The 13927-nt window shown below is 72.6% G+C and carries 16 protein-coding genes; 6 read left to right on the top strand and 10 right to left on the bottom strand.

Annotated elements, in window-relative coordinates; translation table 11 throughout:
- The first annotated feature begins 114 nt into the window (after window positions 1–114).
- The gene (locus tag AB3M81_RS12305; RefSeq protein ID WP_412904205.1) at window positions 115–867 is read left to right on the top strand and encodes a PspA/IM30 family protein; all 753 of its coding nucleotides are present in this window, start codon (window positions 115–117) and stop codon (window positions 865–867) included.
- A complete protein-coding gene (locus AB3M81_RS12310; protein WP_412904206.1) occupies window positions 864–1346 on the top strand; it encodes a DUF2505 domain-containing protein in 483 nt (160 codons plus the stop codon). Before AB3M81_RS12305 ends, AB3M81_RS12310 begins: the two co-directional genes overlap by 4 nt.
- Before the next feature lie 205 nt (window positions 1347–1551).
- On the opposite strand, the gene AB3M81_RS12315 is transcribed toward AB3M81_RS12310, so the two are convergent.
- Both AB3M81_RS12315 and AB3M81_RS12320 read right to left on the bottom strand, forming a co-directional pair.
- Window positions 1552–1854, bottom strand: a complete 303-nt coding sequence (locus AB3M81_RS12315) for a hypothetical protein (RefSeq protein ID WP_412904207.1) — start codon at window positions 1852–1854, stop codon at window positions 1552–1554.
- Window positions 1851–3254, bottom strand: a complete 1404-nt coding sequence (locus AB3M81_RS12320; protein ID WP_412904208.1) for a WS/DGAT/MGAT family O-acyltransferase — start codon at window positions 3252–3254, stop codon at window positions 1851–1853. The genes AB3M81_RS12315 and AB3M81_RS12320 overlap by 4 nt, the downstream gene beginning before the upstream one ends.
- A gap of 155 nt (window positions 3255–3409) precedes the next feature.
- Here AB3M81_RS12320 and AB3M81_RS12325 point away from each other — a divergent pair, with 155 nt between their 5' ends.
- A complete protein-coding gene (locus AB3M81_RS12325) occupies window positions 3410–4171 on the top strand; it encodes a hypothetical protein (protein WP_412904209.1) in 762 nt (253 codons plus the stop codon).
- An 8-nt stretch (window positions 4172–4179) separates the two neighbouring features.
- On the opposite strand, the gene AB3M81_RS12330 is transcribed toward AB3M81_RS12325, so the two are convergent.
- Together AB3M81_RS12330 and AB3M81_RS12335 are read right to left on the bottom strand one after the other, a co-directional pair.
- Window positions 4180–5289 (bottom strand): CpaE/TadZ family protein, encoded by a 1110-nt coding sequence (locus AB3M81_RS12330; RefSeq protein ID WP_412904210.1) that lies wholly within the window; start codon window positions 5287–5289, stop codon window positions 4180–4182.
- Window positions 5286–5918, bottom strand: coding sequence for a hypothetical protein (locus tag AB3M81_RS12335; RefSeq protein ID WP_412904211.1), 633 nt, complete (start codon window positions 5916–5918; stop codon window positions 5286–5288). Before AB3M81_RS12335 ends, AB3M81_RS12330 begins: the two co-directional genes overlap by 4 nt.
- A 103-nt stretch (window positions 5919–6021) precedes the next feature.
- Here AB3M81_RS12335 and AB3M81_RS12340 point away from each other — a divergent pair, with 103 nt between their 5' ends.
- Entirely contained in the window at window positions 6022–6276 is a 255-nt protein-coding gene (locus AB3M81_RS12340) for a helix-turn-helix domain-containing protein (protein WP_412904212.1), read from the top strand.
- Here AB3M81_RS12340 and AB3M81_RS12345 read toward each other — a convergent pair.
- Entirely contained in the window at window positions 6233–6724 is a 492-nt protein-coding gene (locus tag AB3M81_RS12345; protein WP_412904213.1) for a cupin domain-containing protein, read from the bottom strand. The two genes, AB3M81_RS12340 and AB3M81_RS12345, sit on opposite strands and share 44 nt — an antisense overlap.
- 134 nt (window positions 6725–6858) lie before the next feature.
- On the opposite strand from AB3M81_RS12345, the gene AB3M81_RS12350 reads away from it, so the two are divergent.
- Both AB3M81_RS12350 and AB3M81_RS12355 read left to right on the top strand, forming a co-directional pair.
- Window positions 6859–7374 carry a LysM peptidoglycan-binding domain-containing protein gene (locus AB3M81_RS12350; protein WP_412904214.1) on the top strand — a complete coding sequence of 172 codons (516 nt, stop codon included), beginning with the start codon at window positions 6859–6861 and terminating at the stop codon, window positions 7372–7374.
- A complete protein-coding gene (locus AB3M81_RS12355) occupies window positions 7371–7808 on the top strand; it encodes an Rv3235 family protein (RefSeq protein ID WP_412904215.1) in 438 nt (145 codons plus the stop codon). The genes AB3M81_RS12350 and AB3M81_RS12355 overlap by 4 nt, the downstream gene beginning before the upstream one ends.
- 55 nt (window positions 7809–7863) lie before the next feature.
- Here the strand turns inward: AB3M81_RS12355 and secA are convergent, their stop codons facing one another.
- The 5 genes from secA to AB3M81_RS12380 form a co-directional block, all read right to left on the bottom strand.
- Entirely contained in the window at window positions 7864–10605 is a 2742-nt protein-coding gene (gene secA / locus AB3M81_RS12360) for a preprotein translocase subunit SecA (RefSeq protein ID WP_489671975.1), read from the bottom strand.
- Between the two features lie 72 nt (window positions 10606–10677).
- Window positions 10678–11880: a winged helix-turn-helix domain-containing protein gene (locus AB3M81_RS12365; RefSeq protein WP_412904216.1), complete on the bottom strand. Its 1203-nt coding sequence runs from the start codon at window positions 11878–11880 to the stop codon at window positions 10678–10680.
- Entirely contained in the window at window positions 11877–12539 is a 663-nt protein-coding gene (locus AB3M81_RS12370) for a response regulator (RefSeq protein ID WP_412904217.1), read from the bottom strand. Before AB3M81_RS12370 ends, AB3M81_RS12365 begins: the two co-directional genes overlap by 4 nt.
- Before the next feature lie 28 nt (window positions 12540–12567).
- On the bottom strand, window positions 12568–13197 hold the full coding sequence (hpf, locus tag AB3M81_RS12375) for a ribosome hibernation-promoting factor, HPF/YfiA family (protein ID WP_412904218.1): 630 nt from the start codon (window positions 13195–13197) through the stop codon (window positions 12568–12570).
- 40 nt (window positions 13198–13237) lie between these two features.
- Window positions 13238–13909 (bottom strand): ComF family protein, encoded by a 672-nt coding sequence (locus AB3M81_RS12380; protein WP_412904219.1) that lies wholly within the window; start codon window positions 13907–13909, stop codon window positions 13238–13240.
- Window positions 13910–13927 lie beyond the last annotated feature (18 nt).

Genomic DNA, 13927 nt, shown 5'->3' on the forward strand with positions numbered 1-13927 from the left:
TGACACCGCTGTCGTTTTGCCCTCTCCCCCGTGAGTTGCGACCCCTTTGCGGGGTGGACCATGATCGAGCGGGTGAGGGCCGCACCACGGTCGCCGATCTGCAGAGGAAAGAACATGGCACAGAAACAGTCCATCCTCGGACGCATCGCCCAGCTGACGAAGGCGAACGTCAACGCGCTGCTCGACAAGGCCGAGGACCCGCAGAAGATGCTCGACCAGATGGTGCGCGACTACACGAACTCGATCGCCGAGGCCGAGCAGGCCGTCGCCCAGACGATCGGCAACCTGCGCCTGGCCGAGGCCGACCACGCCGAGGACGTCGCCGCCGCGAAGGAGTGGGGCGCCAAGGCGCTCGCGGCCTCCAGCAGGGCCGACCAGCTGCGCGCCGCGGGCCAGCCCGGCGAGGCCGACCGCTACGACCAGCTCGCCAAGGTCGCCCTCGGCAAGCAGATCCAGGCCGAGAACGAGGCCAAGGCCGCCGCCCCGATGATCGCCCAGCAGAGCGAGGTCGTCGAGAAGCTCAAGACCGGCCTGGTCGGCATGCGCGGCAAGCTCACCGAGCTGCAGTCCAAGCGCGACGAGCTGGTGGCCCGCCACCGCACCGCCGAGGCGCAGTCGCAGGTCAACGACGCGATCAAGTCGATCGACATCCTCGATCCCACGAGCGAGCTCAGCCGCTACGAGGACCGCGTCCGCCGCCTCGAGGCGAACGTCGTGGGTCAGCAGGAGCTCGCCTCCTCCAGCCTCGACGCGCAGTTCGCCGAGCTCGAGGCAGACTCGGGCCAGCTCGAGATCGAGGCCCGGCTCGCCGAGCTCAAGGGCCTCGGCTCGGCCGCCAGCACCCCCACCGAGGAGGAGAACGCGTGAAGCTCTCCGAGCGGTACGAGTACCCCGCCTCCCCCGACCAGGTCTTCGCGCTCGTGAGCGACCCGACGTTCCGCGAGGAGTCGTGCCGCCACCAGGGCGCGCGCGACTACGACGTCTCGGTCACCACCGAGGGCGACACGACCGTCGTGACGATCGAGCGGACCATGGAGTCCGACATGCCCGACTTCATCAAGAAGCTCACCGGCGACGCGGTCACCGTGACGCAGGTCGAGAGGTGGGGCCCGGCGGACGCTTCCGGAGCCCGCACCGCCGACGTGACGGTGGACGTGCACGGACAGCCGGCGCGCATGAAGGGCACCTCGACGATCTCCGCCTCCGGGGCCTCGACCGTCATGACGCTCGACGGCGACGTGAAGGTCTCGCTGCCGCTCATCGGCAAGCGCATCGAGCCCGAGGTGGCCAAGGCGATCTCGGCCTCCCTGCGCGAAGAGGTGCAGTTCGGCACGACGCGCCTCTGACGCCCGGACCACGTGAGGACCGCCCCTCGGGGCGGTCCTCGCTGCGTCTACGCTCCACGGCGTCACGGACGCGGTGGAGCGCGATCCGCGTGTCGCCGGCTGGATCGCCGAGCGCGCCCACACCCCCACGGTCGCCTCGGTCGGCGCTCGCCGAGCGGTTCCCGCGCCTCGACGTCGCGGACGGACCACGACTGGCGGGGCTGACTCAGCCGCGCGCCTCGAGCAGCGCGATGACCTGGTCGAGCTCCTGCGGTGCGTACCAGGCCAGGTCCCCGCTGCCGTCCGCGTCCACGTGGAACGAGCGCACGTCCTGCGGCCGGATCGGCGCGGCCTCGGCGTCGACCTCGGCCGTGACGACGACGGCTCCCTGCTCGGCCGCCGTGAGCAGGGCGTCGTACTCGTCCTCCTCGTCCTCGGACGCCGCGGTGACGACCTCGAGCTCGAGCGGGCGGTCGTCCGCCAGCAAGCGCAGGTGCTCGGCTCCGGCCGGCGCGTAGACCCGGATCATGGACGCTTCCTTCCGCGTGGGGCCCGCGTGCGCCGGGGCCCGATGGTCTCGGTGAGCTCCTCCAACGCCTCCCGGATGCACTGGGCGAGGACGTCGGCGTCGGGCACGGCCTCGCGGTCCGCGACGACGCCGAAGTACACGTGCCCGTCGTAGGACGTGACGCCGATCGAGAGCGCGCGGTGCCCCGTGAGCGGGATCGCCGGGAAGATCTCCTTGAGCTGCTGGCCCGCCATGTAGACGGGGTCCTGCGGGCCGGGGACGTTGGTGATCACCAGGTGGTACGGCCGGCCGGCCTCGTCGGCGGCGACGCGCGCGCCGACGGCGTGGAACGTGGACGTCGCGAAGCCGGGCAGGCTGCTGAGCTTGTTGGCCGCGACGGCCGAGCCCATCTCGCGGTGCCCCTTGAGCGCGTACGAGACCTGGTGCAGCCGCACGACCGCGTTGGCCTCCCCCACCGGCAGCGTCAGCATGAGGCCGCGCACGAGCGGGCCGAGCGAGGTGGGCAGGCCGCTCGCCTCGGACGCGTCACGCGCGATCGACATCGGCACGAGCGCCCGGAAGCTGGTCTTGGCCGTGACGGGCTCGGCGCGGGTCAGCATCCAGCCGCGCAGGCCGCCGGCGATGACGGCGAGGATGACGTCGTTGATCGTGCCGCCGTGCTCGTCGCGCACGCGCCGGAACGCGTCGAGCGGAGCACTGACCGTGGTGAACCGGCGGTGCCGGGACAGCGTGGTGGTGAGCGGACCGTGCGAGGTCGGGTCGGGGCCGAGGGCGGGCAGCTTGGACGCGACCCTGTTCCACTGGTACTCGGCGTTCCACAGCAGCTCGGCCGGGCGGCCCAGCTGGGAGCGCACGGACTCGGACACCAGGTCGACGGCTCCGGGCCTGGCGCGCGGCGTCCACTCCTCGTGCGGGATCTCGCGGTCGCGCTGGGTCTCCTCGAGCAGCACCTGGGCGAGGTCGACCGTGTGCGAGCCGTCGACGAGCGCCTGGTGGGACTTGAACAGCAGCGCGAGCTCGCCGCCCTCGAGGCCCTCGATGAGGTACAGCTCCCACAGCGGCCGCGCGTGGTCGAGCCGTCGCGCGATCAGCCGGCCCACGAGGTCGTGCAACGCGTCGCGGCCACCCGGTCGCGGCAGCGCCGAGCGCCGCACGTGCAGGGACAGGTCGAAGTGGTCGTCGTCGACCCAGACCGGCATGCCGATGCCGCCGGGGATCCGGCGGGGCACCTGGCGGTAGCGGGGCACGAGGTCGATGCGCTCGTTGATGACCTGGATGAGGCGGTCGTAGTCGAGGGGCCGCTCGCCGGACTCGAGGATCGCCAGTGACGCGACCTGCCGCGGCGTCTCGGGATGGTCCTGGTGGAGGAACATCGCGTCGAGGGGGCTCAGTCGTTGCATGCCTCGCCTTGCTGTCGTCGCTGCGGTCCGGTTACGACCGTAGCCCAGAAACGTATCAGCCGACGTCATCGCCGGCTCTCGGTTCGCGCGCGCCAGTCCTCGACGGGCGGGCCTGAGTCATGCCATCCTTCCCCGAACGAGCTGGAGGCCCCCCGATGACCGTTCGTCCCCCCGTCACGCAGCGGAGAGCCGGCTGGCTGCCCGCCGTCCTGCCGGCGGCGCGCCGCCTGGCCGTCGCGTCCTGCGTGGGTGCCGTGCTGGGCCTGTTGGTCGGCGGCGTGGGCGGACGACTCTTCATGGGACTGCTGGCGGACCTCAACCGCGAGGACCACGGCGTCATCACGAGCGACGGCTTCCCGATGGGCGAGGTCACGCTGTCGGGCACGCTGAACCTGTTCCTCATCGGCACGGTGCTGGGCGTGCTGGGCGCCGGCATCCATGTAGGCCTGCGCGGGCTGACCCTGGGACCGCCGTGGTTCCGGTGGCTGAGCACCGTCGTGGGCGGCACCGTCATGGTCGGCGCCACGATGGTCCACGAGGACGGTCCCGACTTCACCCTGCTCGAGCCCACGTGGGCGGCCATCGGGCTCTCGCTCGCGGTCCCGTGCCTGTTCCTCATGGTGATGGCACCGCTGGTCGACGGCGCGACCCGGGAGGGCTCGTGGCTCATGTGCAGCCCGGCCGCCTGGGTGGGGCTGGCGCCCTGGGTGTTCCCGCTGTTCTTCCTCGTTCCGGTGTTCGCGCTGGGCTGGTGGCTGACCCGGCGTGCCGCCGCGCATCCGGACGCGCGGCGCGTCGGCGCGTGGGCGGCGCGCGGAGCCCTGGTGGCGGTCTTCATCGGCGGGGCGATCGAGCTCGGCACGGAGATCGCCGCGATCTACGAGACCATCGGCCGGGGCCGCTACCTGCTGGACTGACCAGCGGCTCATCCGGCCGGCACCAGGTCGGCGGCGAGCCGCTCGACCCGCGACACGTAGCCGGAGGTGGGAGCGACCTCGCGCAGCGGACGCCCCGACATGAGCGCCAGGTCGTGCCCCGCCGCGTCGTGCGGGAGGAACGCCCACGGCGTGTGCCCGGTGAGGTCGCGCACCGTGGCGGCGACCTCGCGCTCGGTCCACCCCAGCGAGGCGCGGAAGCCGTTCAGGACAAGGCGCGGCGGGCGAGGCCAGGGCTCGGCGTCGCTGACCGCCCGCACGAACCGCGCCAGCCCGACCGGGTCGACGCGGCCGACCGCGAGGACCTCGTCGGCGACGTCCAGCAGCCGCCGGGTCACCTGGTCGCGCGACGGCCCGCTGCCGGGACCCGCGTCCACGCCGAAGCCGCAGTCGACCACCACGAGGTCGTGGTCGCGGCGCAGGGTCCGCAGCACGGTCTCGAGCGCGTCGGGCCGCAGGTGGTGCCACATGTCGGCACGCGGGACGCCCGTCAGCACGTGCCAGGCCGGGCCGATCGAGAGCAGGTGCCCGGCGATCCCGTCGGGATGGCCGCGGTTGACGTCGCGGCACGCGGCCATCACTCCGCTGACCTCGTCGAGAACGCCGAGCAGCTGGCTGATCGAGCCGCCGTAGGCGTCGGCGTCCACGAGCGCCGTCCGGTGCCCGCGCGCCGCGGCGGCCGCCGCCACGGACACCGCGAGGCTGCTGCGCCCCGGTGCCCCCGTGGGACCCCACACCGCCACGAGCCGGCCGGGCTCGCCGCCACGCTCGCGCGCGGGAACGGGCGTCGTGCCGACGTCGGACAGTCGCCCGAGGTGCGCGACGTGCTCGATGCCGAGGTGCCGCCCGTCGGCCTCGACCGCACAGGGACGCACCCCGAGGTCGATCAGCCGCTCCACGACGCCCCCGTCGAGGCCGGGTGCGCCGACCGCGAGGAGGGCGGCGTCGAGCCGGTGCGTGGCGGCGGTGGCCAGCAGGTCGGCCACGTCGACGCAGCGGCGCACGAGCCTCAGTCCCGGGTCGCGCTCGATCTCGGCCAGCGCCGCGGCCTCCCAATAGGCTCCGCACGCCGCGACCGCGACGCGCACGACCTCGCTCACGGGACGCGCACCAAGGTCAGCTGGCCGCGCGAGGCGGCCACGACGTCGCCGGGAGGCCCGACGCGGCCGGTGTCCACCACGACCGTGCGCAGCCCCGTGCCGTCGGGACGCGACACCGAGAGCACGTCGACCGACGTCAGCACCCGTCGCGCGGACAGCCCGGCGACGGCCCCGTCGTCCCCGGGCCCGGCCCACACGTCCACCCGCTCGCCGGGCGACAGGTCCGGCGGCGAGGAGCCGGCCTCGACGGGCAGCGGCAGCTCGCGTCCGCGGTCGATCCGGGTCGTCACGGCGTCCCGGGAGGGCAGCATCCCGGCCGCCAGGTCACGCGCCCAGACGCCGTCGGGGCGTCCCTCGGCCACCGCGATGAGGGCGTCCGAGCCGGCGCCGTCCAGGCGTCCCTCGACGACCGACAGGTCCGTGGCCTGCACGGGATCACCGGCGCGGACGTCGGCGCGCACGAGCCAGTAGTCCGTCGTGCCGCGCGCCGTGGCCAGCAGCCAGCCGCCGAGCACGGCGGAGCCGAGCACCAGCGCGACGCCGAGGACGAGTCGAGGATTGCGCCATCTGGACGTCGAGATCCGCCGGGCAGGCGCAGGCGCCGGCGCGTCACCCCCCGTGACATGCATGGGGACAGTCATACGGCCTGCCGCCGACAGCCCACCACCGTTCGTCCACAGTCCGGGCGTGACCTGCGACTCCTCGTCGGCGGCGCGTGTGAGAATGGGCGTCATGGCCGCCGAGCACCAGTTCCTCACCGCGACCGACGTCGCCGAGACGCTCAAGGTGGACGTCCGCGTCGTGTGGGGCCTGCTCAAGTCCGGCGAGCTGCGCGGCTTCCAGGTGGGCGGCCGCAAGATGTGGCGCATCGAGGCCAGCGCCCTGGACGACTACATCCAGCGCCAGTACGAACGCGCCGAGCAGTCACTGGCGCAGGAGTCGGTCAACGCTCGACCAGAGCGGCGATCGACTCCCACGGCAGACTGACCCGCCGCTGCCCCACGGCCACCTGGACGAAGTCGGCCCCGACCGCCACGACCCTCCCGTCGACCGCCGTGCCGTCCGTCCGCACGACGCGCACGGGGCCCGCCTCGTCGCGCAGCGCCCGCGCCAGCTGACGACGCGTGCGTGACAGCGCCGGCACGCTCGCGGCGCGGCCGTCGGAGCCGCTCACCGCGAGCACGGCCTCCGGCAGCACGACGACCCGGCGGCCCGCGTCCTCCACCACGATGACGTCGCCGGCCCCGACGACGCGGCCGCCGACCTCTCCGAGGCCCGCCACGTCGAGGCGCACGTGGGGATCGCCCAGCAGGTCCCGCCACGACAGGGACGCCCACTGCTCGTCGCGCAGGTCCTCCGCGAGTGCGTCGCGCTCGTCGGCGAGCTCGTCGAGCGTGGCGGACTCGAGCTCGGCGAACAGTCGGTCCCAGCGCATGCCCACACGGTAGGCGGTCGGCCGCGTCGTGCACAGGGTCGTGGTCGTGGGGTTGACGGCCCAGCGCTTTGTGCAGTTCGCTGAGCGTCATCGAACGTCAGGTGACGTCAAATGACTACATCGGGCGTCACGCCATGCGATCGGGGGATCTCGTGCTCGACCTGTCCGACCTGACCCTGGACGCCGCGCTGCGCCTGTCCCTGCTGGGCATCCTGGGCACGTGGGCGGCCTGGTGGGCGCTCGGCCTGCTGGTGGCGCTCGTCGATCCGCGCACCGCGGCCCGGCTCGGTCCTCCGCTGCTGCGCGCCGTGCTGGTCGGCGGCGTGGTGGCCGCGACGGTCGCCCCCGCCCATGCGCGATCGCCGGCGCCCGTGGGCGCCCTCGACGGGCTGCCACTGCCCGAGCTGCCGGTCACCACGACCGCCCCGGCGCTCCCGGCCACGACCACCCAGGCGTCCCCGCCACGGGCGCACGTCGTCGCCCCCGGCGAGAGCCTCTGGTCGATCGTGCGGGACCGCTCCCCCGGCGCCTCCGACGCCGACCTCGCCACCGCGGTGGTCCGGTGGCACGCCGCGAACCGCGACGTCATCGGCCCCGACCCCGACCTCATCCAGCCCGGCCAGCGCCTCGTCCCGCCAGGAGCATCATGATCACCGCCACCGCCCTCGCCACCGACCCGTTCGCTCCGCGCCAGGCGCCGCTGCCCTTCCCACCGTCACCGCCGCTGCTGCCGGTCCCCGTCGAGCGCGGCGACGCCGGCCAGCTGCGCCACCGCTGCGCGCGGTTCACCCAGGCGCTCGCCGAGGTCATCACGGGCGCGCGCCCCGTGCGCCAGCTCGGACCGTGGCTCAGCCGCAGCGTCTACGAGCAGCTCCAGGAGCACGTCACGGCCCGGTTCGCCGGTCCGCGGCGCAGCCCCCGCGTGGTGTCGCTGCACATCGCGATGGTGGGCGAGGCGGGCGCCGAGATCGCGGCCCGAATGGTGCACCAGGGCCGCTCGCACGCGATCGCGGTGCGCCTGCAGCGCGGCCGGGACCCGCAGGGCCGCCCGACGTGGCAGTGCACGGCCGCCGAGTGGGCCTAGGACGCGCACAGGGCCCGCCGGGACGTCCCGGCGGGCCCTGCGTGCGTGTCCTGCGTCAGCGGTTCTTCTTGCGCGAGGCCTTCGCGGCCTTCGCCTTGCGGCGAGCGGCCTCCTTGGCCTTGTTCTGGCGCGCGACCTCGTTGGCGTCGGGCTGGTCCTCGTCCTCCTCGACGAGGGTGTCGCCCACCGCCATCGCGGAGCCGTCCTCCGACGGGGCGGAGTAGGCCAGCTGCTTCGGCGTCGTGTCCGGCTCGAGGCCCTTGGCCATGATCTGCGGCGCCTCGTCGGCGTCGTCGGACTCGACCTCGACCTCGACGCTGAGGTTGAACAGGAAGCCGACGGTCTCCTCGGAGATGCCCTCCATCATCGCGTTGAACAGGTCGTAGCCCTCGCGCTGGTACTCGACCAGCGGGTCGCGCTGGCTGTAGGCACGCAGGCCGATGCCCTCGCGCAGGTAGTCCATCTCGTAGAGGTGCTCGCGCCACTTGCGGTCGAGCACGCTCAGCAGCACGCGGCGCTCGAGCTCACGGGCGACCTCCTCGCCCAGCTCGGCCTCGCGCTTGTCGTACGCCGCCAGGGCGTCCTCGACGACGAGGCGGCGCAGCGTGGCCTGGTCGATGCGCTCGAGACCGCCGGCCTCCTCGACGACCTGCTCGTGGTCGAGCGAGATCGGGTAGAGCGTGCCGAGCGCGGTCCAGAGCTTGTCCAGCTCCCACGACGTCGGGTAGCCCTCGGTGGCCGCGGTGACGTAGGCGCCCGTGACGTCCTCGATCATCTGGCGGATCCGCGGCTCGAGGTCCTCGCCCTCGAGCACGCGGCGGCGCTGCGCGTAGACGACCTCGCGCTGGGCGCTCATGACGTCGTCGTACTTGAGGATGTTCTTGCGGGTCTCGAAGTTCTGCGCCTCGACCAGGCCCTGCGCCGACGCGATCGACTTCGTGACGCGCTTGTTCTCGATCGGCACGTCGTCGGGGATCTTCATCGTCTGCAGGATCCAGTTGACCCACTCGCCCTTGAACAGGCGCATCAGGTCGTCCTCGAGCGAGAGGTAGAAGCGCGTGGAGCCCGGGTCGCCCTGACGGCCGGAGCGGCCGCGCAGCTGGTTGTCGATGCGGCGCGACTCGTGGCGCTCGGTGCCGATCACGGCGAGGCCGCCGGCGGCGATGACCTCCTCCTTCTCGGCGGCCACCTGCTTCTCGATGCGCTCGACCGTCTCGGGCCAGGCGGCGTCGTACTCCTCGGGCGTCTCGACGGGATCGAGGCCCTTGCTGCGCAGCTCGGCGTCGGCCAGGAAGTCGACGCTGCCGCCGAGCATGATGTCGGTGCCGCGGCCGGCCATGTTGGTGGCGACCGTGACGGCGCCGCGGTGACCGGCGCGGGCGACGATCGCGGCCTCGCGCTCGTGCTGCTTGGCGTTGAGCACCTCGTGCGCGATGCCGCGCTTCTTGAGCTGCTTGGCCAGCCGCTCGCTCTTGGCGACGCTCGTGGTGCCGACCAGGACCGGCTGGCCCTTCTCGTGGCGCTCCGCGATGTCGTCGACGACGGCGTTGAACTTGGCGTCCTCAGTGCGGTAGACGAGGTCGGGCAGGTCGACGCGCTGCACCGGCTTGTTGGTGCGGATCGGGACGACGCCCAGCTTGTAGGTCTTGTCGAACTCGGCCGCCTCGGTCATGGCCGTGCCGGTCATGCCCGAGAGCTTGTCGTAGAGGCGGAAGTAGTTCTGCAGCGTGATCGTGGCGAGGGTCTGGTACTCCTCGCGGATGCGCACGCCCTCCTTGGCCTCGATCGCCTGGTGCAGGCCCTCGTTGTAGCGGCGGCCCTCGAGCAGGCGGCCGGTGTGCTCGTCGACGATCAGCACCTCGCCGTCGAGGACGACGTAGTCCTTGTCGCGCTTGAACAGCTCCTTGGCCTTGACGGCGTTGTTCAGGAAGCCGATGAGCGGCGTGTTGACCGCGTCGTAGAGGTTCGCGATGCCGAGCTGGTCCTCGACGACGTCGATCGCCTTCTCGGTGACGGCGACGGTGCGCTTCTTCTCGTCGACCTCGTAGTGCTCGTCGATGCGCATCGCGTCGACCATGCGGGCGAACTCGGCGTACCACTTGACCTCGTCCTCGGTGGGGCCCGAGATGATCAGCGGGGTGCGCGCCTCGTCGATGAGGATCGAGTCGACCTCGTCCACGATCGCGAAGTTGTGGCCGCGCTGGACGCACTCGTCGAGCGAGTCGGCCATGTTGTCGCGCAGGTAGTCGAAGCCGAACTCGTTGTTGGTGCCGTACGTGATGTCCGCGGCGTAGGCCTCGCGGCGCTGCGCGGGCGTCTGGCCCGCGACCACGACGCCGACCGTGAGGCCGAGGAAGTGGTGGACGCGGCCCATCATCTCGGACTGGTACTTGGCCAGGTAGTCGTTGACCGTGACGACGTGGACGCCCTTGCCCGACAGCGCGTTGAGGTACGACGGCAGGGTCGCGACGAGGGTCTTGCCCTCACCGGTCTTCATCTCGGCGATGTTGCCCAGGTGCAGCGCGGCGCCACCGAGGATCTGCACGTCGAAGTGCCGCTGGCCCAGGACGCGCGTCGCGGCCTCGCGGACCGTGGCGAACGCCTCGGGCAGCAGGTCGTCGAGGGTCTCGCCGCCGTCGAGCCGCTCACGGAACTCGTCGGTCATGGCGCGCAGCTGCTCGTCGGTCAGGGCCGCGAACTCATCGCTGAGGGCGTTGACCTGGTCGGCGATGCGGTCGAGACGCTTGAGGATCTTGCCCTCGCCAGCGCTCAGGATCTTGTCGATGATCTTCGGCACCCGATCATCCTAGGCCCCCTGGCGTGAACACCGGGTGACGAGCCTGCGCCGCCCGCATCGCGGGACCGCGGCTCAGAATCGGGCGCGCAGGGCGGGCGCGAGGTCGCCGCGGTCGCCGACCTCCACCTCGTCGAGGCCGAGCCAGCCGGCCAGGCGGCGCAGCTCGGCGGCGAGCTCGTCCGCCGTGGCGTCCGGGGCGCCGTCCTCGGCGAACGCCGCGAGCACCTGCAGCCGCCGACCCGGCCGGTCGGCCTTGAGGTCGACGCGCGCCACGAGGGCGTCGCCGAGCAGGAACGGCAGCACGTAGTAGCCGTGCACCCGCTGGGCCTCGGGGACGTAGATCTCGATGCGATAGCGGAAGCCGAAGAGCCGCTCGGTGCGGGTGCGCTCGAAGACGAGGGGGTCGAACGGGCTCAGCAGCGTGCGGGCCTCGACCCGGCGCGGCCGGACCGCCTCGGCGTGCAGGTAGGCGGGGCGGTCCCAGTCGCCGATCCGCACGGGCTCGAGGACGCCGTCGGCGACGAGCCCGTCGATCGCGGCCTGCGTCTCGGCCGGCGCCATGCGGAAGTAGTCGCGCAGGCAGGCGGCGGTGCCCACGCCGAGGGCGCGCGCGGCGTGCTCGACCAGGATGAGGTGCGCCTCGGCGTCGCCGGGCTCCTCGCGCGCCAGGACGGCGGGCGGGATGACGCGCTCGGGCAGGTCGTACTCGCGCTCGAACGCGGCGTTGCGCCGGGCGGACGTCACCTCGCCCACACGGAACAGGTACTCCAGCGCCTGCTTGGTCCGCGACCAGTTCCAGCCCCAGTTGTCCCGCTCGCGCTCGGGGCCGCCCAGGTGCGCGTCGAGGGCGCGGGCCGTGACCGGACCGAGCAGCGCGACCTCCCGGCGGACCCGCTCGACGAACTCGGGGTGCTCCTCGGCGACCCGCGCGGGGCCGCCCCACATGCCGCGTCGCGAGCGCATTCGGTGGCCCATCGCCGGCCACAGGTCGACGTCCACCAGGGCCGCCTCGTGCGCCCAGTACTCGAACAGCAGGCGCGGGGCGCGGCCGGCCGCGCGGTGCAGCAGGTCGGTGTCGTACGGGCCCAGCCGCGAGTACAGCGGCATGTAGTGGGCGCGCTGCAGGACGTTGACCGAGTCGATCTGGAAGAAGCCGAGCCGCCGGGCGACGCGCGCGACGTGCTCGCGGCGGACCTGACCCGGCTGCGCGCGCGTGAAGCCCTGCGCGGCGAGCGCGATCCGCCGGGCCTGTCGCGCCGTGAGGCGCGCGGTCACAACACGTCGTCGATGAGCTTGCTGCGGACGGCGTACATCGCCGCCTCCATCCGCGACTTCATCTGGAGCTTCTCCAGGATGTTGCGGATGTGGTTCTTGACCGTGTTCTCGCTGATGAACAGCTCGCCGGCGATGTCGCGGTTGCTCTTGCCGTGCGCGACGAGGCGCAGCACCTGCAGCTCGCGCGCCGTCAGGGTGGTGGCCGGCGCCGGCCCCTTGGACATGTGCACGAACTCGTCGAGCAGCTTCGTGGCCATGCTGGGGCTGATGAGCGACTGGCCGGCGGCCACCAGCTTGACCGCCTCGGCGACCTGGTCGTACGTGGACCCGTCCTTGAGCAGGTAGCCCGCCGCGCCGGCCTTGATCGACTCGTAGAGGTCGGCCTCGTCGTCGCTCGCGGTGAGCATGATGATGCCGGTGGTCGGCGACGTCTCCTTGATCGCGGCGCACACCTCGACGCCGCTGCGGCCGGGCATCCGGACGTCGAGCAGGACGACGTCGAACGGCTCCTCCGCGATGCGGTGCAGCGCGGAGTCGCCGTCGTCGACGTCCTCGATCTCGAAGCCGCCATCGGCCCCGAGGACCATCGTCACGCCGCGTCGGAAGAGCTCCTGGTCGTCGACCAGGAGCACCCGGATGGCGTCGCCGTTCACAGTCACGGCACGATCATGCCACGTGATCCGGCCTCTACTGCTCCACCGTGAGTCGAATGACGCCGTAGTCGTAGCCCCGGCGACGGTAGACGACGCTGGGCTTCATCGAGTCCTTCTCCACGAACAGATAGAAGTCGTGACCGACCAGCTCCATCTCGTAGAGCGCCTGGTCGAGCGTCATCGCCGCGGAGGTGTGCTCCTTCTCGCGGACGACGAGCGGGCCGTCGCCCTGGACCTCGAGCGGGCCGACCTTGCGCACGCCGTCGGCGCTGGGCTCCTCGTCGCGCTGCTCGAAGTCGGCGACCGGCAGGTCCGCGGTCGCGGCCTCGATCGAGTCGGGCCCGTGCTTGTCGCGGTGGCTGCGCTTGCGCTCGACGACCTTGCGCAGGCGGTTCTCGAGCTTGTCGACCGCCGCGTCGAGCGCGGAGTGCTGGTCGGTCGAGGAGGCCTCGACGCGGACGGCCGGACCTCGCGAGCGCAGCGTCATCTCGACGCGCGCGGCGGTCTCGGGCTGGCGCGGGTTCTTCTCGTGGTTCACCTCGACCTCGACCCGGGTGATGCGCTGCCGACCGTCGAATTTCTCGATCCGCTGGAGCTTCTCGGCGACATGGGTGCGGAACCTCTCCGAGATCTCACTGTTGCGACCGGTGACCACGATTTCCATGTCCGTCTCCTTCTGTGGCGAGCGTCCCGAACCATCTCGGCTACCTCGACCGTATGCCCTCAGTGGGGTGACTCGCCACCGCGAGAGCCGCCCCTCCGAGGACCTCAGCGGGACCCCAGCGAGAAACGGCTCGCGCGGCCTCGAGCAGGGTCGCGCCGGTGGTGACGACGTCGTCGACGAGGACGAGCGGGACCCCTCTAGGGGGCTCCGAGGAGCGCATGCTGCCGGCCAGGTTGCGCCGCCGCGAGGACCGGTCGAGGGCGTGCTGGTCGCGGGTCTGGCGGGTCAGTCGCAGCAGTCGCTCGACCCGCGCGCCGACCCCGACCTCGGCCAGCACGGTCGCCGTGCGGGCGGCCAGGTCCGCCACGAGGTCACGGCCTCGCTCGCGCCGCGACCGCCGCGTCGTGGGGACCGGGACGAGGCCGACCGACGGCCCGTCCTCGAGCAGGACCAGGACCGCAGCGGCCATCTGGTGGGCCATGAGCGCGTCGAGCGCCACCTCTCCCCCGACCTTCCAGGCCAGCAGCGCGTCGCGCCGAGCGTCGGTGTGCGTGCCGGCGGCGACCACCTCGAACGCGCCGAGGGTGAAGGGCGACGGCTCGGGCGCGAGTGCCGTGGCGCAGCGTCGGCACGCTCCGGCGCCGGGCTCGCCGCACAGCGGGCAGCACGCGCCGAGCACGAGGTCGAGCGCCGCGCGCCACAGCTCACCCATCGGGCCAGTGTCGCCACC

This window comes from Aeromicrobium jepli, from assembly GCF_047246605.1.
Lineage (GTDB): Bacteria > Actinomycetota > Actinomycetes > Propionibacteriales > Nocardioidaceae > Aeromicrobium.